Annotated in this window: 15 protein-coding genes; 5 read left to right on the top strand and 10 right to left on the bottom strand. The window is 70.4% G+C overall.

The window, feature by feature from the left end; all coding sequences use genetic code 11:
- Positions 1 to 18: 18 nt before the first annotated feature.
- Entirely contained in the window at positions 19 to 417 is a 399-nt protein-coding gene (locus AZG88_RS03965) for a DoxX family protein (protein ID WP_061041161.1), read from the top strand.
- Here AZG88_RS03965 and AZG88_RS03970 read toward each other — a convergent pair.
- Together AZG88_RS03970 and AZG88_RS03975 are read right to left on the bottom strand one after the other, a co-directional pair.
- Positions 383 to 3730: an ATP-dependent helicase gene (locus tag AZG88_RS03970; RefSeq protein ID WP_005240158.1), complete on the bottom strand. Its 3348-nt coding sequence runs from the start codon at positions 3728 to 3730 to the stop codon at positions 383 to 385. The two genes, AZG88_RS03965 and AZG88_RS03970, sit on opposite strands and share 35 nt — an antisense overlap.
- A complete protein-coding gene (locus AZG88_RS03975; protein WP_061041163.1) occupies positions 3727 to 7023 on the bottom strand; it encodes an ATP-dependent helicase in 3297 nt (1098 codons plus the stop codon). Before AZG88_RS03975 ends, AZG88_RS03970 begins: the two co-directional genes overlap by 4 nt.
- Before the next feature lie 56 nt (positions 7024 to 7079).
- On the opposite strand from AZG88_RS03975, the gene AZG88_RS03980 reads away from it, so the two are divergent.
- Both AZG88_RS03980 and AZG88_RS03985 read left to right on the top strand, forming a co-directional pair.
- Entirely contained in the window at positions 7080 to 7877 is a 798-nt protein-coding gene (locus AZG88_RS03980) for an alpha/beta fold hydrolase (RefSeq protein ID WP_061697018.1), read from the top strand.
- A 10-nt stretch (positions 7878 to 7887) separates the two neighbouring features.
- Positions 7888 to 8196 (top strand): MGMT family protein, encoded by a 309-nt coding sequence (locus AZG88_RS03985; protein ID WP_005240150.1) that lies wholly within the window; start codon positions 7888 to 7890, stop codon positions 8194 to 8196.
- A 13-nt stretch (positions 8197 to 8209) separates the two neighbouring features.
- On the opposite strand, the gene AZG88_RS03990 is transcribed toward AZG88_RS03985, so the two are convergent.
- A complete protein-coding gene (locus AZG88_RS03990; protein WP_025432307.1) occupies positions 8210 to 9475 on the bottom strand; it encodes a lipase family protein in 1266 nt (421 codons plus the stop codon).
- Positions 9476 to 9617: 142 nt separating this feature from the next.
- On the bottom strand, positions 9618 to 11063 hold the full coding sequence (yczR, locus tag AZG88_RS03995; protein ID WP_061041164.1) for a MocR-like transcription factor YczR: 1446 nt from the start codon (positions 11061 to 11063) through the stop codon (positions 9618 to 9620).
- Between the two features lie 61 nt (positions 11064 to 11124).
- On the opposite strand from yczR, the gene AZG88_RS54930 reads away from it, so the two are divergent.
- The gene (locus tag AZG88_RS54930; RefSeq protein WP_257014379.1) at positions 11125 to 11250 is read left to right on the top strand and encodes a hypothetical protein; all 126 of its coding nucleotides are present in this window, start codon (positions 11125 to 11127) and stop codon (positions 11248 to 11250) included.
- Between the two features lie 22 nt (positions 11251 to 11272).
- Positions 11273 to 13021 (top strand): NTP transferase domain-containing protein, encoded by a 1749-nt coding sequence (locus AZG88_RS04000; RefSeq protein WP_025432306.1) that lies wholly within the window; start codon positions 11273 to 11275, stop codon positions 13019 to 13021.
- Between the two features lie 4 nt (positions 13022 to 13025).
- Here AZG88_RS04000 and AZG88_RS04005 read toward each other — a convergent pair whose 3' ends face one another.
- The 6 genes from AZG88_RS04005 to AZG88_RS04030 form a co-directional block, all read right to left on the bottom strand.
- Entirely contained in the window at positions 13026 to 13730 is a 705-nt protein-coding gene (locus AZG88_RS04005; RefSeq protein WP_025432305.1) for a sirohydrochlorin chelatase, read from the bottom strand.
- Positions 13727 to 14884 (bottom strand): uroporphyrinogen-III synthase, encoded by a 1158-nt coding sequence (locus AZG88_RS04010; protein ID WP_005240143.1) that lies wholly within the window; start codon positions 14882 to 14884, stop codon positions 13727 to 13729. Before AZG88_RS04010 ends, AZG88_RS04005 begins: the two co-directional genes overlap by 4 nt.
- Positions 14881 to 15282: a nitrite reductase small subunit NirD gene (gene nirD / locus AZG88_RS04015; protein WP_005574158.1), complete on the bottom strand. Its 402-nt coding sequence runs from the start codon at positions 15280 to 15282 to the stop codon at positions 14881 to 14883. Before nirD ends, AZG88_RS04010 begins: the two co-directional genes overlap by 4 nt.
- Positions 15283 to 15363: 81 nt before the next feature.
- On the bottom strand, positions 15364 to 17874 hold the full coding sequence (nirB, locus tag AZG88_RS04020; protein WP_061041165.1) for a nitrite reductase large subunit NirB: 2511 nt from the start codon (positions 17872 to 17874) through the stop codon (positions 15364 to 15366).
- A gap of 52 nt (positions 17875 to 17926) precedes the next feature.
- On the bottom strand, positions 17927 to 19339 hold the full coding sequence (locus AZG88_RS04025; RefSeq protein WP_005259694.1) for an MFS transporter: 1413 nt from the start codon (positions 19337 to 19339) through the stop codon (positions 17927 to 17929).
- A gap of 131 nt (positions 19340 to 19470) precedes the next feature.
- Positions 19471 to 20721, bottom strand: coding sequence for a CynX/NimT family MFS transporter (locus AZG88_RS04030; RefSeq protein ID WP_025432304.1), 1251 nt, complete (start codon positions 20719 to 20721; stop codon positions 19471 to 19473).
- Between the last annotated feature and the right edge of the window lie 3 nt (positions 20722 to 20724).

Consider the following 20724-nt stretch of genomic DNA (forward strand, 5'->3'; position numbering starts at 1 on the left):
TTCGGGCAAGCTGACGTCATGCAACGAGAGAGCCACACACCACGACCGAGCCAGAAGCCCGCACTCCGCCTTGCCGCGCTGCTGCTCGGCGCGGGGACGATGCACTTCGTCGCCCCCAAGTTCTTCGACTCCACGGTCCCCACCCAACTTCCGGGCGATGCCCGGACCTACACGTACGCGTCGGGGGTCGCCGAGCTCGCCATCGGCACCGCGCTCGCCGTGCCGCGAACCCGCCGGCTCGGTGGCGGCCTCGCTGCTCTCCTGTTCGTCGCCGTCTTCCCCGCCAACGTCAACATCGCAGTGGACTGGGTGAAGAGCTCCACGACGACGAACGTGCAGAAAGCCGGTGCGCTGCTGCGTCTTCCGTTGCAGATCCCGTTGGTCACCGAGTCGCTGAAGGCTCGGCGTCGGGCCTGAACTCCTCTTCGGGAGAACCGGCGGAACGGAGCAGACGGGCGAGCGCGTCGGCGTCGGGCAGGTGATCCGGTGCGATCGTCCGTCCGGTCCGCACGTAGTGGAACGCGGCGCGCACCCGCTCGATCGGAACGTCCATCAGTTCGGCCCACGCCAGCCGGTACGCGGCCAGCTGCATCACGACGGCCTTCTCGTTGGCCGCGCTCGGCTCGGCGCCGGTCTTCCAGTCGATCACCGTCCACCCCCCGTCGGGGTCGGTGAATACCGCGTCGATCCGGCCGCGCAGCACCGTCCCCGCCACTGACGTCTCGAACGGCACCTCGACCTCGGTCGGGTTGCGGTCGGCCCAGGACGAGCGCAGGAACGCGTCCTGCAGGGTCGCGAGGTCGGTGTCGGGGCCCGCTCCGGTGTCGGCGGCACCGGGCAGCTCGTCGAGGTCGAGCAGCCGGGTGGCCCCGAAGCGGCGCTCCACCCAGGCGTGGAACGCGGTACCGCGCCGCGCGAGTGGATTCGGCGGGTACGGCAGCGGACGCCTCAGCCGGGCGGCCAGGGCGTCCGGGTCGGCTTCGAGTTCGACGAGCTGGCTCACCGACAATTGACCGGGTAACACCACCTCGGTGCGGGCGTTCGCCCGCGCCTCCCGCTCGGCGAGAAGGGCGTCGACGTCGGCTGCCCAGTTCTCGGGATCGTCGTCCTCGCCCACCGGTGCCGTCTCGCCGGCACTCTTCAGCGCCGCGACGACCAACGCCGCGCCGCGCTCGACCGACTCCCGGCGGAGCCCGAGCGGATCCCGCGGCCACACAGCCGACTTGGGGGTACTGGTCAGCGGGTTCTGCTCGTCGGGTTCGGGTGCGGGCGCCCAGATGTCGACGATCCCGATTCCCTCGTGCTCCTCGTCGGTCACCGTGTCACGCAGTTCGGTGAGGAACTCCGACGGACCCTTGGGCTCGGTTCCGGATTCTGCCCAGTGGTGACCCGACGCGAACAGCACCCGTTCGGTGCGGGTGAGTGCAACGTAGAACAGCCTGCGGTCCTCGTCGAGCTTGCGGGCCGCCAGCGCCGCCTTGTGCGCCTTCACGGCCTCCTCGAGGTCTTTCCGGTCGTACAGGTTCTCGAGCTCGAGAACGGGCACGCCGTCGGCCGACTCCCCCGGCCGCGCACGGTCTCCGCGCAGCGAGGGCGGCAGTTCACCGACGGCTCCGAGCCAGGACCCGGACGCCGTCCGCGAGGGAAAGACGCCGGCCGTCAGGTGCGGTACCGCCACGACTTCCCACTCCAGCCCCTTGGCGGAGTGCACCGTCAGCACCTGGACGCGGTGTGGGTCCACCTCGACTTCGCCCGGCGCCAAACCCTTTTCGACCGACTCCGCGGCCGACAGGAAGGCGAGCAGTCCGGTGACGGTGGCCGACGTACGACTCGCGTACCCGGCGACGACGTCGGCGAAGGCGTCGAGATGTTCGCGGCCCGCACTCCCCCGCGCCGACCGGCGCGTCCGGGCCTGCGCCTCGATGCCGATACCCAGCACCCGTTCGACCTCGGCCACCAGCTCGGTGAGCGGCTGCCCGATCCGCTCCCGCAGAGACGCCAACTCCGCCGCGACGGCGGTGATCCGTGCGTAGCCGACTTGCGAATAGCGTTCGGCGGGACCGGGATCCGCCAGTGCGTCCGCCAGCCCGGCCTGCTCGGCGTGTTCACCGGGCAGCGCCTCGCCGACGGCGTCGGCCAGTGCGGACGAATCGGTGACGGCGCCGGTGGTGCCGTAACCGGTTCCGATGGCCAGTTCGGAGGCTCGCCGCGACAGCGCCGTCAGGTCGGCGGCCCCGATCTGCCATCTCGCCCCGGTCAGCATCCGCACGGCGGCACTGCCCGCCATCGGGTCGGCGACCACCCGGAGCATCGCGATCACGTCGGCCACCTCGGGGGTGTGGAGAAGTCCGCCGAGACCGACCACTTCGACCGGCAGACCCCGGGACCGCAGCACCTCCGCGATCGGTGCGGCGTCGGCGTTGCGGCGGATCAGCACCGCGGCGGTCGGCGGGTCCTCGCCCCGGTTCGTGGCATCCGCGTACTGTTCGGCGATGCGGTCGGCCACCCATTCGCGTTCCTGCACGACGTCACCGGTGAGGGCCAGCCGCACATCACCCGGGACGGCCTGTGGTCGCGCCCGCAGCGTGCTGACCGACACGCCCCGCTCACGCAGGGACGCCGACGCCATGTTGGCCAGCGCCAGGGCCTCCGGCGGGTTGCGCCAGCTCGTGAGCAGTTCCAGGGTCGGCGCCGGATCTCCGTTCGTCAGCGGGAAGTCCGTCGCAAAGCGGGGCAGGTTGGCCGCCGAGGCACCCCGCCAGCCGTAGATCGACTGCATGGGGTCGCCCACCGCGGTGAGCGCGAGTTCGCCGTCGAGACCGCCACCGAACAGGGACGACAGCAGCACCCGCTGCGAGTGTCCCGTGTCCTGGTACTCGTCGAGCAGCACCACCCGGAAGCGGGTCCGCTCGGCGACTCCGACCTCGGGGTGGTCCGCGGCGACGCGTGCCGCGAGCGACATCTGACTGCCGAAGTCGAGCGCACCTTCGCGGCGCAGCGTGTCCGCGAGACGCTGTACCAGGGGAAGGAGGTCCACCCGCCGGTGCTGGGTGTCGAGGATGTCGAGCAGTTCCTTGCCGGGGCCCCCGCGCTGTCGCGGTCCGGCGGGCAGGGTGTGGACGAGCTTGTCGAGTTCGGTGTGCGCCTCCCGCAGATCGTCCGGTTCGACGAGGTGCTCGGCCAGCTGCCCGGACAACGCGAGCACGGCTTCGGTGACGGACGCCGGATTCCGGTCGGTGTCGAGGTCGCCGTCCCACGAGCTGACCACCCGGTGCGCCAGCTGCCACAGTTCCGTCTCCGACAGGAGTGTCGCCGAGGGTTCGATGGGCAGCAGGAGCCCGTGTTCGGACAGCAGTCGCCCGGCGTAGGAGTGGTAGGTGCTGACTTCCGGTTCGCCCGCGAGGATCCGCGATCGCAGGTCGCCGCTCGGGTCGACCCTGCGGAGCAGGTCCGAACCCGCCAGCCGGGCAAGGCGTTTCCTGATCCGGGCGGTCAGCTGCTGCGCCGCCTTCCGGGTGAACGTGAGCCCCAGCACCGCCTCGGGGTCGACGACACCGTTGGCCACCAGCCACACGACGCGGGCCGCCATCGTCTCGGTCTTGCCCGCACCTGCCCCCGCGACGACGAGGGTCGGGCCGAGGGGCGCCGCGATGACGGCGGCCTGCTCCGGGGTCGGTGGATGCTGCCCCAGGCCGATGGCGAGTTCCACCGGGTCGATACGGACGGTCATTCCGACGTCACCTGCCGTCCCTCGTCGTGCGCGGGGCAACTCGTGCGCACCGGGCAGTGCCGGCAACCGTCGTTGACGCGGGCGAGGAACTCCGGCCCCTTGGTGGCCGCCGCTGCCGCGTGGATGACCGCGAGCCACGTCTCGAGGTCCTCGTCCGACAGCGGTGCCTGCACCCGCTGGGTCGCGCCTTCCTTCTTGTGCGGTTTGGCGACGAACACCAGCCGCGCCCCACCGGGTTTCGACGCGGGCTCCCCGTCGATCGCGCCGGTCGCCGCCGCCACCTGGTACGCCGCCAGCTGTGCGTGCTGCTGGGCGTCGTCCTTGGTGACGGGTGAGCGGGCGGTCTTCACGTCGACGATGACGGGCCTGCCCTCGGCATCGCGCTCGAGCCGGTCGATCCGCCCCCGCAGCCGGATCGTCGGGGAACCCTCTTCCTGCGGTTCCAGGACACCGTCGACTGCCACCTCGACACCGACCTCGGTGAGTTCGGATCGGGTGTTCCCGAGCCAGGCGGTGAACGTGGCGAGCATGTCCCGGGTGCGGTCGAGTTCGCGTCGTGAGTACCACTGAGACCCCAGATCGATCGAGTCCCAGGCGTTCTCGAGTGCGCGTTCCACCTGGTCGGGCGGGATGCGGCCGGCGAGCGCCTGCACCAGCGTGTGCACGAGCGTTCCGGCGATGGCGTGGGTGTTGTCGCCGTCCGTCCCGCCGTGGCGTTCGAGCAGCCACCGCAACGGGCACGTGTCGAGTAGGTCGACGGTGGACGGCGACAGCGACACGGGGCCGTCCTCCTCGTTCCACAACGCCACGCCGGTGCTCGGTTCGGCTGTGCCATACCACTGGTCCGGGTGTGCGCCGCGCACTCCGGCGTGGGCGAGCCGGGCGAGTTGCCGCGCCGCACGGTCCTGCCGGGCGGGATCGGATTCCGCGACGTCCGGATCGCAGACCACGCTGCGCAATTCGGCGACGAGGGCAGGCAGGGCCAGGACCCGGGTCGCCGGATCCTCCGCCTGCACGACCGCCTCCTCGACGTCCGAATCCTGGTCGCCGGCGAGCAACTCGTCGACGAAACGGGAGTGAACGAGATCGGCGTCGCCGCTGGCCGAGTCGACCGCGGTGACGAGCAGACTCCGCCGCGCCCGGCTGCACGCCACCAGGAACAGCCTGCGTTCCTCGGCGAGGAGCGGTGCGGTGCGCGACATCCGGTCGGCGGCCGTCTCGCTGCCGTCGGACACTCCGGCGGTCAGGTCGATCAGCGCCTCGGTGCCGAGTAGGCTGCCGCGCGCCCGCAGGCTCGGCCACAGCCCTTCCTGCACACCCGCGACCGCGACGACGTCCCATTCGCGGCCGGCAGCCGAGTGGGCGCTGAGCACCGAGACGGCGTCGACCGGGACGGCGGAGACGTTCCGCGTGGTGGGAATGGCTTGCCCGGTGAGGTAGTCGACGAACCCGGCGAGCTGTGCGCGCGGGAGACGGTCGACGTAACTCGCCGCGGCGTCGAACAGGGCGACCACGGCGTCGAGGTCGCGGTCGGCCTGTGCCCCGATCGGACCTCCGCGGGCGGAGGCCGCCGACCAGCGGCGTTCGAGTCCGGTGGCCTGCCATGCCGCCCACAGCACGTCCTCGATGCCGCGCCCACGGTCCAGGGGCACCTTCGCCTTGCGCAGCACGGACAGCACCCGGTTCAGGGATGCCGCTTCGACGTCGGTCAGCTTGGCCGTGACCCTGCGGGTGCTGTCGGTCTCGCCCACCAGCACGAGACGGAGGAGCTCGGCGGAGTCGCGGTCGCCGCCGGACGCCAGCTCGGCGCGCCGCAGGCCCCGGCGAAGACGCCGGAGCGCCACGGGTTCTGCGCCGCCGACGGGGCCGGCGAGCAGGGCGAGTGCGTCCTCGCCCGTGAATTCCTGCCCCGACAGCGCCCGCAGCACGAGCATCAGTCCCGACACCCCGTGCTGACGGGCCAGCGGCAACTCGGACGCCGCGGTGGTGACGGGCACACCTGCACCCAGCAGGGCACGACGCAGCGGCGCCAGGGCGCGCGGCACCGAGCGCACGATCACCGCCATCTCCGACCACGGCACCTCGTCGAGGAGGTGGGCGCGACGCAGGGTGTCGGCGATGAGCGCAGCCTCCTTCGCCGCCGTGCTCAGGACCCGGACCGACGTCCGTCCGCCGTCCCGCGCCGGGCTCCAGATCCGATGCGGCAGATGCCCCGGAAGCCGGGACGTGATCCGGGCTGCCGTGGTCGCGACCTCCGCCGTACTGCGAAAGTTGACCGGCAGCAACACCTGCCGGGGATCACCCTTGTCGGCCAGTTCGGCGAGGAATGTCGGGTCGGCCCCTCGAAAGCCGTAGATCGACTGGTCCGGGTCGCCGGCGACGACCGTGGTGCGGGTACCGGTGCCGACGAGCCGGACGAGTTCCGCGGCCTGCGGATCGAGGTGCTGGGCGTCGTCGACGAGCAGGTGCCGCACCCGGGCCCGCTCCGTGCGCAGCAGGTCCGGGTCGGTGGCGAACGCGGTGAGGGCCGCACCGATCAGTTCGGCGGCGTCCAGCGCAGGCGCGGTGGCCTCGGGGGCCTCGACACCGACGGCTCCGCGTAGCAGCATGCCGTGCTCGTACCGGGCGGCGAACATTCCCGCCGCCACCCACTCGGGACGGGCGTGCCGCCGACCCAGTTTGATCAGGTCCTCGGGGCCGAGGCCGCGCTCGCTCGAGCGCAGCATGAGGTCGCGCAATTCGACGGCGAAGCCGCCCAGTGCCAGTGCGGGACGCAGACGTTCGGGCCACATCTCGCCGCCGTCCGCGATGTCGCCGTGCAGCATCTCGCGCAGCACGGCGTCCTGCTCGGCGCCGGTGATGAGGCGCGGGGGCGGATTTCCGTGGGCGGCGGCCTGCAGTCGCAGCACCGCGAAGGCGTAGGAGTGGACGGTGCGTACGAGCGGTTCGCGCGTGGCGCGGGGGCCGTGGTGCTCGTCGTGGCCGATGAGCGCGGCGGTGACCTCTTCGCGCACTCGGCCGGCCGCTCGCTTCGACTGCGTCAGCACCAGCACCGACTCCGGGTCGTCGCCACCGGCGATCCGGTCGACCGCGACGTCCACGAGAAGCGACGTCTTGCCCGTTCCCGGGCCGCCGAGCACCTGCCAGGGATTCCAGCCCATTCCGAGGGGCGGCGCGGTGAGGACCCGCTGCGTGGCGTCGTCCCACACCCGGGCCTCGCGGACCGTGTTCTGGCGGTGCACGAGCCGGGCACGGGGAACCGACGTCCTGGTGCGCACCGCCGATTCCGTCATGGGTGGCATTCCACCAGAACGGTCCGACATCTCGTGCGGCGACCCGATCCGGCATCATGGGTCACGTGTCAGCACTGAATACGTACCTGTATACGTACCTGTTCGGCGCCGAGGACGGCACCGAGATCCTCGCCCTGCACGGACTCACCGGTCACGGCAGACGGTGGGAGGCGCTGGCCACCGACCAGCTGCCGGACGCCCGCTGGATCTCCCCGGACCTGCTCGGGCACGGCCGTTCCACGTGGGCGCCGCCGTGGAACCTCGAAGCCCACGTCGCGAGCCTCGTCGACACACTCGACGCACATGCGCGGGGACCCGTCCTGGTGGTGGCCCACTCGTTCGGGTGCGCCCTGGCACTGCACCTGTCGCGCGCCGTCCCCGACCGCGTCCGGGGACTCGTGCTGCTCGATCCCGCGATCGGGCTCGATCCCGAGGTGATGCAGTCGGTGGCGGATCTCACCATCTCGTCCCCCGACTACACCGACGTCGCGGAGGCCCGATCCGAGAAGGTGCACGGCTCGTGGGGTGAAGTGGCCCGCGACGTCCTCGAGAACGAGATCGCCGAACACCTGGTGCCGCTGGCGAACGGCCGGGTCAACTGGCGGCTGTCCACCCCCGCCGTCGTCACGGCGTGGGGGGAACTCGCGCGCGAGGCCGTCCTGCCGCCCGCGCACCTGCCGACCGTCCTCGTGCAGGCGTCGAAGGTGCAGCCGCCGTATGTCACACCCGAGTTCCGCAAGGCTCTCACCGACCATCTGGGCGACAACCTCACCGCCGTCGACCTCGACTGCGATCACATGGTGCCGCAGGCCCGGCCCGACGAGGTCGCCGAGCTCGTCCGCACACTCCTCTGATGGTCGCGTGATGGTCGCGACGACGGAGGAACAAGTCGAGGCGGTCCGCGCACTGGTCGCGTCGATTCCGTCCGGACGGGTAGCCACGTACGGCGACATCGCCTCGGCGGCAGGGCTGTCCAGTGCGCGGACGGTCGGCTGGATCATGCGCACCGACTCCGCCGATCTCCCCTGGCACCGGGTGCTGGGCGCGTCGGGACGACCGGCGCCGCATCTCGCACACCGGCAGATCGCGAAGCTCGAACTCGAGGGTGTTCCCATCCGGGACGGCCGCGTAGATCTCGCGGCGGCCCGGCACCGGTTCGATCAGTCCGGCTGACGTCCCGCCCGCCTCAGCAGGTGCTCGGCGCGGGATCACCGCGGAACCGGGCGTCCATCCAGTCCAGCCCCTGGGGCAGTCCCAGCGCCGCCGCCGACAGGTGGTCGGGGGTCGGAGTGAGCAGCGTCTGCACCGGAGTGCCCGCGTCGCAGTACCGCCGCAGGGTGGTGTCGATCGAATCGACCGGGATCAGTGCGTCCGTCGGGCTGTGCCATTCGAAGATCGGCGTGGTGGGCACGCCCGGATAGAGCTCCAGGCTGTTCTCCTCCATCACCTTCCACGCTTCCGGATCGTCCATGAAGTTCTTGTTGTCGGTCATTTGTGATGCGCTGCGCCCGATTCCGAACAGCATGATCTCGTTGGTGCATCCGTTGCCGATCATCTGCTTCATCCAGCGGCCCTGATCGTTGAGCTGGCCGCTGACGTCGATGCGGTCCGGGTATTCGCGCTCCAGCCCCAGCGCGGCGGCCATCGCGAGACCGAACGCGGGGTGCGGGTTGGTGCCCAGAGCCTCCGCCATCTTCACCAGGTTCATCGGGGTTCCGCCCTCGGCGGCACCGACGATGTTCAGTTCGGGGGCGTAGCTCGGTGCCAGCGCCGCCGCCCAGGCCGTGGCCATGCCGCCGCCGGAATACCCGCCCAGTCCGACCTTGCTGTTCTGCACCTGCAGTTCGGGGACCCGCTGGACGGCGCGGATGCCGTCGAGGGTGATCTGGCCACCGAGCTTCGCCGCGCCGTACGCCATCCTCGGTCCCAGATGGTCGGGCAGCGCCACTGCCCACCCGCGCGCGAGTGCGATGTTGAGTCCGGCGGCCTCGCGGATCTGGTGCAGGGGGTCGGTGGTGTAGAGCTCGGTGACGATCTTGCACTTGTTGCCGAGCGAATTGATGATGTGCTGGTACGACACCAGCGGGCCGTCCGGGACGTGGTTCGGGGGCAGCACGTACGTGGTGTTCGCCGCGATCGGCTTGCCCTCGGAGTCGGTGGTCCGGAACAGCAGCTCCCACATCGCGCTACCGGGGAAGTAGTACGACGGCGGCAGCTGGCGGATCTTCAGTACTTCGCCCGGAGCATGGTCGGCGACGTCCGCGGGCTGGATGTAGAAGGGGTCCGGGTCGGCGACGGGGAAGATGGCGTCGACGGCCGGCGGGGACAGCAAGGGGGGCAACAGCAATGGTGGTTGTGCCGCGGAGGTGCCTGCGCCCACGAGGGCGGCAGTCAGCGCGAGGACCGAGCCGAGTACAGCGGTGCCGAAGGATCTGCGGAACAACGAGCCCATGACATACCCCACAATTCAGCGAGCGGGTCGACGGCATCACTATGCCAGAGCGTCGATAAAGATCAGCCCCTTTCCCGGTACCGAAGTGGTCTCTGACTGATACTTCGATTCACAGGTACTTTCGCCGTCGAACACCCGCGGATCACACGACGAGCGTCGGCGTCGCGGACATCGAGGTGTCGCCGGACACGACCAGGGTGGCAAGGACATTCACGGCCGCAGTCAGCTCGGACACCGGCCGCGTGAAGGGTAACCGCTGGTGGTCGTCGAAAAGATGGCCGGTGCCGAATCGGGGCCCGGGAGCCAGCAGCAGACCCCTCGACCGTGCTGCGGCGCCGAGTTCCGTCGAACTCGTTCCGGCGGGGAGCGTGCACCACAGGGACAGACCCCCGGCGGGCAGCACGTAGTCCCACCCGGGCAACTGCTCGTCGACGGCCGCCGCGAGCGCGTCCCGCTGCACCCGGAGGTCGCGGCGGCGCTGCGCGACCAGACGGTCGTGCCAGGCGAACAAGCGCACGGCAGCAAGCTGATCCAGCACCGAGACCGACAATTGCCTGCGCGCCATGATCTTGGCCATCTGCGCGGTGCGGGCGACCTCGGCGCGGACCCAGCCGATGCGGATTCCTCCCCACACGGTCTTGCTGAGGCTGCCGATCGCCACGGTCGTCGATTCCGGGACCGGGACGCCGAACGGCTCGAGGTCGTCCGAACCGTCCAGCACGAGTTCCGCCGCCACCTCGTCCACGACGGTCACCACGCCGTGGCGGGCCAGGGTCGCGGCCAGCCGCCGCCTGCCGTCGGGAGTCGCCCTGGCTCCCGACGGATTGGAGAAGTCCGGCATCAGGTACGCCACCGTCGGGGCGCTCTGCCGCGCGGCCCGGTCCGCCTCGGCGACGAACGCGTCCGGGTCGGTCGCGTCGATCGGCACCGGAACGGGCCTGCCGCCGGCGGCCTGCACGGACTCGACCGCGCCGGGATAGGTCGGATGTTCGACCAGGACCCGGTCGCCCGCCTCGACCAGAGCCTCGAACACCACTTCGGTCGCATCGCCCGCGCCGCCGGTGACGAGGATCTGGTCCGCGGTGGTCGGGCGACCCCGGCGCGTGTAGTGTCCCGCTATCGCCGCGCGGAGCGTCGTCAGTCCGCCGGGGTGGTATCCGTGCTGGGGCATGAAACGGGGCAGCTGGTCGACGGCGTCCAGGTAGGCCTCCCTGAGCTCGGGGGCGGCGGCCGGCGCGGCGTTGACGAGGTCGATGACACCGTCCACCGGCGCACCCACCATGCTCCCCCACGCCGGCGGGCCCGACGGCATCGCCACGAAGGTCCCCGATCCGTGTCGCGCCGACGCCCAACCGGCCTCGCGCAGTTCGCGATACGCGGCACTGACGGTCACCCGGCTGAGCCGGAGCTCCTCCGCGAGGGCCCGTTCGGCGGGCAGCCGCACTCCCACGGCAATCGATCCGTCCGCGACCCTCTCACGGACGGCGTCGGCGAGCCCGCGGTACAGCGGTTGCCCGCCGGTGGGCGCCGCACCGAGCAGCACCGCCAACTCGGCTGCCGAGACGATTCGGACTGGTTCACCACTCATACAGGCCACTTTCCCACAGAGGACTGGAAATCGCGGTCCACTTCGCACCCACAATCGATACATGCTGGTAATTGGAATCCTCTTGACCCTCAGCCTGGTGTCGGTGGCCTGGCTCTGCGTCAGCACGGCGCACGGCGGACGGTCCGGGCTCACCGGACCCCCGCGCAGCCACCTGCACAGCGACTGAGGATGTGCGGCAGCATGAGGGAATGAACTCTGCCGCACCCGTTCACGCGATCGTCCTCGCCGGTGGACGAGCCACTCGGATGGGCGGCGTCGACAAGCCGGCCGTGGTGGTCGGCGGACGCCGGATGCTCGACACCGCTCTCGACGCCGTCGACGACTGTGAGCGCATCGTCGTCGTGGGACCTCGGCGCGCCGACCTCGATTCGACGGTGCTCCAGACGCAGGAGACGCCACCAGGCGCCGGGCCGGTCGCGGGGGTGGCCGCCGGACTGGCGGTGCTCGACGCCGAACCGGGAGACCGGGTGATACTGCTCGCGTCGGACCTGCCGTTCGCGGAGCCCGCGATGGTGGAGACCCTCGCCGCCGTCGTGCAGGACGCCGACACCGTGTTCGCGGTCGACGAGTCGGGCCGCCTGCAGTTCCTGTTGTCCGCGTGGCGCGTCGGTGCGTTGACCGACCGCGTGCGCTCGCTCGGGTCGGCGGTCAATCAGCCCATGAAGGCGCTCGTTCCGGACACGTTCGACACGGTCCTCTTCCGCGGCGTCACCGACTGCGACACACCGGAGGACGTCGAGCGGGCCCGGAGCAGGGCCGCGGCGGCGCCGGTCACGATCGCCGAGGCCCGGGACGCGATCCTGACCGCGGTCCCCCCGCTCCCACCGCGGTCCGCGGCGCTCGGCTCGTCGCTCGGCGCCACCCTCGCCGAGCCGCTGCTCGCCGCCGAAGCTCTGCCGCGCATCGCCGTTTCCGCCATGGACGGATACGCCGTCGCAGGCGACGGTCCGTGGGTGCTGCGCGACGACATCCGGTACGCGGGGAGCTCCGAGGAACTCGAGCTGGCGGAGGGCGAGGCGGCCCGGATCGCGACGGGCGCGCACCTCCCCAGCGGCGCCACCGCCGTCGTGCGGGACGAATTCGCTGTGGTGACAGACACTTCCGAGGGACCGCGACTGTCCCGCAGTCAGGACGCCCCCGTGCGCGACGACGCGCGGCGGCGCGGCGAGGACTGGCATGAGGGGCACCGGCTCGCGGTGGAGGGCACGACCGTCACGCCCGCACTCGTCTCCGCCGCCGCGAGCGCGGAGGTGACCACCGCGGGGGTCCGCGGCCCCGTCCGCGCGCACGTGGTGGTGACGGGGGACGAGATCCGGCGAGAAGGTCCGCTGCGACGAGGGCAGACGCGGGACGCTCTCGGACCCGTTCTCCCTCAGTTCCTCTCGTGGTGTGGCATCCGGACGGTCGCGGATACGCACCTACGGGACACGTCCGACAGCTTCGACGAACTGTTCCGGGAAGTCCGCCAGCCCGATCTGATCGTGATCGTCGGGGCGACCGGAGGCGGCGCGGCCGACCAGTTGCGTGCGGCGCTCGACCGGGCGGAGGCCCGGATCGTGGTGGGGAGGGTGCGGTGCCGCCCCGGCGGTTCGCAGGTGACCGCCCTTTTGCCGGACGGACGGGTGGTGCTCGGGCTGCCCGGAAACCCGTACGCCGCGGTCGTGACGCTCCTGACCACGGTTCCGTCCATCGCGGCCGCACTCACGGGTCGCACCCCGGCACCACGTCAGCTGGCGCGTATCGCGAATGCGTCCGAGGTCAGTGGCGACGCCACCCGGATCCTGCCCGCCGTCCCGCAACCGGACGGCACGTGGCGCGTCGACCCCGGAATCCGCACCGCGCATCTCGCGGGCCTGATCGACCGCGAAGCGCTGGCGCTGGTCCCGGCGGGCGCGGCCGACGGGGATCTGGCCGAGCTGGTGCCGCTACCGCGCTGACGGGTCAGCGCTGGAACGACAGGGTGCGCTGCGCGGCCGGAATTCCGCTGCGGTAGCGCTCCGCCACGAGGCCGACGATGGCCGGATCGACACCGAGCGGCTCGGCCACTCCGTCCGCACCGGCATCGGCGAGACGCGCGTGGAACAGTCCGTGGGCCAGGAGATACGACGCGACGAACACGCGCTTCTCGCCGTCCGCGCGCAATCCGGCCACCACGTCGGGGACGCGTGGCTGCGCTGTCGCCACGTAGCCGATCCGGACCGGCGACGCCACGAGCTCCGACAGCAGCGCCGCGGCGCGCCGGACGTCGCGCAGGGCCCGGGGGTCGGACGAGCCGGCCGCGGCAATCACGACCGCGTCGCCGGGCCGCCAGCCCGCGTCGACCAGGCGCCGCAGCAAGACCTCGGCGAGAACGGGGTCCGGTCCCAGCGCCCGGGTCACGGCCACCGAGGGGTGACCGCTGTCCGCGACTTCCCGCGGAACATCGGTGTGGACGTGGTAGCCCGACGCGAGAAACGCCGGAACCACGACGGCGGGCCCGGTGATGTCGCGGAGTACCTCGGCCGGCGACGGCCCGAGAACGTCCACGAAGGAGACCCGGGTGGGTCCGACCTGCTCGGCGACGGCGTCGGCGAGCGCGGCGATCATCTCCACGCCCCGGGGACTCCGCGTTCCGTGTGCCACCAATACCAGTGCTGTCTCGTTCATTGCTGTCCCTCCTCACGTGAATCGACGCAGTCGACGGGGTCGAGAGCGAGGCGGTATCCCCGCTTGACCACCGTCTGGACGGCTTTCGGTGCGCCCAGGGACGCCCGCAGCCGAGCCACGGCCGTCTCCACGGCGTGGGTGTCGCCGCCGCCACCGGGCAGCGCCGCGAGCAGTTCGTCCCGCGGAACGACCCGGCCGGGCCGGGCGCCGAGCGTGCGCATCAGCGACATCGCGGCGGGGGGCAGCTGCCGCACCTCGCCGTCGACGACGACGCAGCCGCCCCGGATGCTCAATTCGTGTCCGGCGGTCTGGATCTTGTTCGCCCGCCTCGGCAGCTCGTCGGCGATGTGCCGGGCGAGTGCCCCCAGCCGCGAGCGCGCCGGCATCGTCGTCGGCACCTCGAGTTCGCGCAGCGGTCCAGCGGTCACCGGTCCCACGCAGGCCGCGAGAACTCGGTGCCGGAACGAATGCAGCACCATCTCGATCATTCCGGTCTCCTTGGCGCGGGTCAGCAGCGAGGCCACCGCCGGTGCGCTGGTGAAGCTGACCGCGTCGAGCCCGCCGGAGGCGATCAGTTCGATCATCCGGTCCATCGGGGCCTGGTCCTCGAGCGCCGTCCACCGGTAGACGGGGACGGCGATCACGTCGGCGCCCGCACAGCGGAGCACCTCGCAGAAGTCCGCGACCGGCTCCCATTCCGTGGTGGCACCGTGCAACTGGACCGCGATGCGCTTTCCTTCGACGCCCTCACCGAGCAGGTGATCGAGCACCTCCGCCGACGACTCCGAGGCGGGTGACCACTCTTCCCGCAGGTCCGCGGCCCGGATCGCGCCCTTCGCCTTGGGTCCGCGGGCCAGCAGTCTGCTCGAGGCCAGTGCCCGGCCCAGCTCCTCCGCTTCGCCCCAGCCGTCCGCGGCCTCCATCCAGCCGCGGAAGCCGATCCCCGTCGTCGCGACGACGATCTCCGGCGGGTTGTCGATGATCTGGCGCGTGACGCGCTCGAGTTCCGTGTCGTCGGCCAGCGGGATGATGCGGATGGCCGGGGCGTGCACCACGGTGGCACCACGCCGCGTCAGCAGCGTGGCGAACTCTTCCGCACGCCGGGACGCCGTGATTCCGATCGTGAACCCGCACAGCGGCGTGTCGTCGTTCACGCGTTCGTGCTGTGAACCTGGACGACGCCGGCCCACACCCGCACGTCGTACACGGGCAGCCGCACCGACTCGTCGTCGAGGCAGCGTCCGTCGACCAGCGAGAACACCTGCTTGAGCAGCGGCGACGCCACGGTGGGCTCGCCGGCCCGGTCACCCACGAGGCCGCGGGACATCACGGCCGCGCGCCCGAACGGGTCGATGTTGCCCACGGCGCGCAGTGACCCGTCCTCGAGCAGGAACAGTGCCACCTGCTCCCCGCCCCGCAGCAGCACCGCCACCCCGAGACCGGGAATCAGCTGGCTGAGCGGGCACGCGGACGTCCATTCGAGACGGCCTGACTGGACGCTTTCACGCCTGGTTCCACTGGCACTGTGCACGTTCATGTCGACGACGGTCATCACAGTCCTCCTTCGGGCTGGTGTGTATCCGTGCTTGGATACATCGTTCGGGGTCGGTGTTTCCGCAGCGTTAAGCGGGGATTACTCCGATGTAGAAGCTGCGAATTTCGGCATTCCCATCAACACCGGGACCTTCCGGACGCCCGTGTCGTCGAACGAGACGGTCGGATCGGCTTCCTCGGGCGCGTTGACGAACGACACGAACCGCGACAGCTTCTCCGGGTCCTCGAGCACGCCCGCCCACTCGTCCTTGTATCCCAGAACGTGCTTGGCCATGGCCGCCTCGAGATCGGCGGCGATGCCCAGGCTGTCCTCGCACACCACGGCCTTGAGGTGGTCGAGCCCGCCTTCTAGGGAGTCGACCCACGGCGCGGTGCGCTGGAGACGATCCGCGGTGCGGATGTAGAACATGAGGTATCGGTCGATGTAGCGGACCAGGGTCTCGTCGTCGAGCCCACCGGCGAGCAACTGGGCGTGCTTCGGAGACTGGCCGCCGTTGCCGCCGACGTACAGGTTCCAGCCGTTTTCGGTGGCGATGACGCCGACGTCCTTGCCGCGGGCCTCGGCGCATTCGCGGGCGCAGCCCGAGACACCGAACTTGATCTTGTGCGGGGACCGCAGGCCGCGGTACCGATTCTCCAGGTCGACCGCCATACCGACGGAGTCCTGCACACCGTATCGGCACCAGGTGGATCCGACGCAGCTCTTCACGGTGCGCAGCGACTTGCCGTAGGCCTGACCGGACTCCATGCCCGCGTCGACGAGACGCTTCCAGATCGCGGGCAGCTGCTCGACGCGGGCGCCGAACAAGTCGATGCGCTGACCGCCGGTGACCTTCGTGTAGAGGCCGAAGTCGCGGGCCACCTCGCCGATGACGATGAGCTGTTCGGGGGTGCATTCTCCGCCGGGCATCCGCGGCACCACGGAGTAGGTGCCGTTCTTCTGGATGTTGGCCAGGAAGTGGTCGTTCGTGTCCTGCAGACCCGCCTGGTTGCGGTGCAGGATGTGGTCCGAGTCGGTGGACGCGAGGATCGATGCGACGACGGGCTTGCAGATGTCGCAGCCCGAACCCTTCCCGTACTTCGAGATCAGCGCGGAGAACGTGCGCGTGTCGGTGGCCTGCACGATCTCGAACAGCTCGGCGCGGGACTGCTCGAAGTGCTCGCACAGCGCCTTGGACATCACCACGCCGGACGACGCGAGGAGCTGCTTGATGGTCGGCAGGCAGCCGCCGCACGTCGTTCCGGCGTTGGTGCAGCTCTTGACCTGCGCGATGTCGCAGGCACCGTCGGCGATGGCCCCGCAGATCGCACCCTTGGTGACGCCGTTGCAGGAGCACACCTCGGCGTCGTCGGGCAGGGACCCGGCGCCGGGCTTCTCCCCCGCCGGCGAGATCAGCGAGGCCGGATCGCCCGGCAGCTCACGTCCGACGAGCGGGCGCAGCGACGCATACGCGGAGGCGTCGCCGACGAGGATGCCGCCGAGCAGCGTCTTCGCGTCGTCGGACACGACGAGCTTGGCGTAGGTGCCCTTGGCGGCGTCGCTCAGGACCACCTCCAGGGCGCCGGGGGTCTGAGCGTGCGCGTCGCCGAAGCTGGCGACGTCCACACCCATCAGCTTGAGCTTGGTGGACAGGTCCGCGCCCGGGAACTCCGCCGCCCCGCCGAGCAACCGGTCCGCGACGATCTCCGCGGTGGTGTAACCGGGAGCGACGAGGCCGTAGCACCGTCCCTCCACCGCAGCGCACTCGCCGACCGCGTAGATGTTCTCGTCCGACGTACGGCAGCCGAGGTCCGTGATGATCCCGCCCCGCTCGCCGACCTCGAGTCCGGCGTCGCGGGCCAGCTGGTCCTGCGGCCGCACACCCGCGGAGAACACCAGCAGCGCGGCCTCGATCACCGAACCGTCGGACAATTCGACGCTGATCCCGTCCGGACCCTCGGTGATGCCCGCGGTGCCGACACCCGTGTGGACGGTGAGACCCAGGTCGGTGACCAGGTTGGCGAGCAGCGCTCCGCCGCCCTCGTCCACCTGCAGTGGCATCAGCCGGGGCGCGAACTCGACGACGTGCGGTGTCATGCCCATCAACTTGAGAGCGTTCGCGGCCTCCAGCCCGAGCAGGCCACCGCCGACGACGACACCGACGGCGCCGGGGCCGGCCGCGTCGGCACGCTTCCGGATGCCGTCGAGGTCGTCGAGCGTGCGGTAGACGAAGCACTCCGGCCGGTCGTGCCCGGGGATCGGCGGCACGAACGGGTACGAACCGGTGGCCATCACGAGAGCGTCGTACGCGACGACCTCGCCCGAATCGGTGGTGACCTTGCGGGACTCCCGATCGATGGTCGCGGCCCGGCGGCCGATCCGGAGATCGACGAGAGCGTCGTCCGGGTAGTCGTTACCCGCGAGCGCAAGCTCCTTGGGGTCCCACGCCCCCACATAGGAGGACAGTCCCACCCGGTCGTACGCGGGGAGGGGCTCCTCGCAGAGCACCGTCACCGACCAGTCGTCCGACTCGTCGCGCGCACGCAACGCCTCGACGAATCGATGTCCGACCATTCCGTGCCCGATGACCACTGCTGACTTGCGGCTCATGCCGTCGCTCCTTCTAGCTGAATTACTCGAGTTCATGCGGTACTGCGTGAGGTCACGCCGAGACCGACACCTTTTCGTCGTCGCCGTCGGAGACGGTGAGCCCACGAGTGACGGACGGGCGGCGCAGGAAGACGAACCAGGTGACGAAGATGCAGGCGATGTAGAAGGCGAGGAACACCCAGAACGCCATGGTCGCCGACTTCGCGGTGCCGCCGTAGGACGCGCGCAGCACCAGGTTGATGCCGACGCCGCCGAGGCCGCCGATGGCGCCCGCGAACCCGATGAGGGCGCCGGACATCGCGCGCGACCACGCCGCCTTGGCGTCCCGGCTCAGGCCCTCGAGTCCCTGCGCCTTGGCCTCGAAGATCGACGGAATCATCTTGTAGACCGAGCCGTTGCCGATGCCCGCCAGCAGGATGAGCGTGATGAAGCCGAACACGAACGCCACCAGCACTCCGGCCGTGGCCGCGCCGGGCGTGCCGTCGTCGACGGTGCCTGCGGTGACCAGCACTGCGGCGGCGAGCGCCATGGCGACGAACGTGTAGAGCGTGATCTTGCCGCCGCCGATGCGGTCGGCGAGCTTGCCGCCCATCGGCCGCGCGATGGAGCCGAGCAGCGGTCCGATGAAGGCGATCTGCGCGGCGTGCAGCGCAGCCGCGGCGGGGGTGGCGCCACCGGCGAGGAAGTTGATCTGCAGGACCTGGCCGAACGCGAAGCTGAAGCCGATGAACGATCCGAAGGTGCCGATGTAGAGGAAGCTGATGACCCACGAGTCGGAGAACTTCAGCGCCTTGGCCATCGACCGGAGATCGGACTTCTGGTTGCCGAGGTTGTCCATGAACAGGGCGGCGCCGACCGCGGCGACGGCGATGAAGACGAGGTAGACGGCGCAGACGATCCAGGGCTCCGTGTTACCCAGGGTGGCGATCACGAGCAGGCCGATCACCTGGATCATCGGGACGCCGATGTTGCCGCCGCCGGCGTTGAGGCCGAGTGCCCAGCCCTTGAGTCGCTGCGGGTAGAACGCGTTGATGTTGGTCATCGACGAGGCGAAGTTGCCGCCGCCGACGCCGGCGAGTGCGGCCACGAGGATGAACGTGGTGTACGACGCGCCGGGGTTCATCATCAGGTAGAGGGTGAACAGCGTCGGCACGAGCAGGACGAGGGCGCTGAAGACGGTCCAGTTGCGGCCGCCGAAGCGCGCCGTCGCCACCGTGTACGGGATTCGCAGAATCGAGCCGACGAGGGTCGGGACTGCGACGAGGAAGAACTTGCCCGCCGCGTCGATCCCGTAGATGTCGGTCGGCATGAACAGCACCATGACGGACCAGATCGACCAGACGGAGAAGCCGACGTGCTCAGCGACTACCGACCAGATCAGGTTCCGCTTGGCGATGTCCTTGCCGCCCGCCTCCCAGGCGTCGACGTCTTCCGCGTCCCAGTGCTCGATGTAGTGCTTCTTCACCCGGGCCTCCTCGTTGTGTGGGAGACCCAAAGGTAGAAAACCGGTGTTGCGGCGGTGCTGCGGTCGGTGACCGCAACGTCAACTGATCCTCACTTTTCCGCCGGGCCGATGTGAGGTTTCCTGCATGTTTCCTAGGCGTGTCGAAGAGCGTCCGCAGGCTCGGAATCGACGTGCCAGCTGTCCTCGAGCATGCGCGGCTTGCACGCCTGGAACGCTGCGATGAGGAGGATCACCACGCCGAACGTCAAGAATCCGAACGACAGGGTCCACCCGCCGGAGGCATCGTGGAACACCCCGAACAGTAACGGACCGAGGCACGCGACGGCGTAGCCCACGCCCTGGGTGAAACCCGACAGCGTCGCCGAGCCGATGTGGCTGCGTGTGCGGAGATTGATCAGCGTCAGCGACATCGGGAACGTGCTGGGCCCGAGCCCGAGCAGCACGATCCACAGGATGGGCGCGCTCATCGGGGCGAGCAGCAGTCCACTGAAGGCCACGAGGTAACAGACCGCGCACCCGATCACGACCGGGAACGGGTTGCGCATGCGCGCGCACAGCGTGGGGGCCCCGAACGCCGCGACGAGACCCATGAACGAGAACAGACCCACCATGGCTCCGCCGAACGCCTCGCTCGCGCCGGCGTCGGACAGGATGTCGGGGATCCAGGTGAACATCGAGTACGTGATCATCGACGTCATCCCGAACATGCCGGCCATTCCCCAGCCGACGGGCGATCGCCAGGCCTTCCCGTGGGGACGGTCGGCCGGAGCGTCCGCGGGCGGTTGCGCCGTCACGACCACGGCGCGACGTCGTTCGCGGGTGAGAAGGAGGATCCACGGGACCGCCGCGGCGAAGCCGAGGAGCGCCCAGATGCCGATCGACAACCGCCAGCCGAAGGCCTCGGCGAGTGGGACGGCCACGAAGGCGGGTGCGATGGTTCCGATCTGCACGCCGACGATGTACACCGAGCTCATCACGGCCAGCCGGTCGGAGAAGTAACGCTTGACGAGCGGCGGAATCACCACGTTGCCGATCCCCATGCCGGCCAGCGCGAGCGCGGACAGCGCCAGCAACGACCAGGTGTCGCTCATCAGGGCTCTCGTGAGCATGCCGACCGCGGCCATCAGCATCGCGACGAGGGCGGTCCGTTCCAGGCCCCACCGCTTGGCGATGAGCGGCGTTCCCAGTCCGAACAGCGCGAACATGGCCGTCGGCACCATCCCGAACACCCCGACGACCGTCGGCGAGAATCCGATGTCCTCCCGGATCTGCGAGGCCAGCGGTGTGAACGAGGTGACCGCCAGCCTCAGGACGAGAGCAGACATGGCGATCGCACAGAAGACGAGGAGGCGGCCGCGTAGAAGAGTCACGAGATAAATCATAGG

Source organism: Rhodococcus sp. LB1, from assembly GCF_001583455.1.
GTDB classification, from domain to species: domain Bacteria; phylum Actinomycetota; class Actinomycetes; order Mycobacteriales; family Mycobacteriaceae; genus Rhodococcus_F; species Rhodococcus_F opacus.

Coding starts and splice junctions, on each gene's coding strand:
- AZG88_RS03965 (WP_061041161.1), top strand. CDS start 19: ATGCAACGAGAGAGCCACACACCACGACCGAGCCAGAAGCCCGCACTC.
- AZG88_RS03970 (WP_005240158.1), bottom strand. CDS start 3,730: ATGACCGTCCGTATCGACCCGGTGGAACTCGCCATCGGCCTGGGGCAG.
- AZG88_RS03975 (WP_061041163.1), bottom strand. CDS start 7,023: ATGACGGAATCGGCGGTGCGCACCAGGACGTCGGTTCCCCGTGCCCGG.
- AZG88_RS03980 (WP_061697018.1), top strand. CDS start 7,080: ATGGGTCACGTGTCAGCACTGAATACGTACCTGTATACGTACCTGTTC.
- AZG88_RS03985 (WP_005240150.1), top strand. CDS start 7,888: ATGGTCGCGACGACGGAGGAACAAGTCGAGGCGGTCCGCGCACTGGTC.
- AZG88_RS03990 (WP_025432307.1), bottom strand. CDS start 9,475: ATGGGCTCGTTGTTCCGCAGATCCTTCGGCACCGCTGTACTCGGCTCG.
- yczR (WP_061041164.1), bottom strand. CDS start 11,063: ATGAGTGGTGAACCAGTCCGAATCGTCTCGGCAGCCGAGTTGGCGGTG.
- AZG88_RS54930 (WP_257014379.1), top strand. CDS start 11,125: ATGCTGGTAATTGGAATCCTCTTGACCCTCAGCCTGGTGTCGGTGGCC.
- AZG88_RS04000 (WP_025432306.1), top strand. CDS start 11,273: ATGAACTCTGCCGCACCCGTTCACGCGATCGTCCTCGCCGGTGGACGA.
- AZG88_RS04005 (WP_025432305.1), bottom strand. CDS start 13,730: ATGAACGAGACAGCACTGGTATTGGTGGCACACGGAACGCGGAGTCCC.
- nirD (WP_005574158.1), bottom strand. CDS start 15,282: ATGACCGTCGTCGACATGAACGTGCACAGTGCCAGTGGAACCAGGCGT.
- nirB (WP_061041165.1), bottom strand. CDS start 17,874: ATGAGCCGCAAGTCAGCAGTGGTCATCGGGCACGGAATGGTCGGACAT.
- AZG88_RS04030 (WP_025432304.1), bottom strand. CDS start 20,721: ATGATTTATCTCGTGACTCTTCTACGCGGCCGCCTCCTCGTCTTCTGT.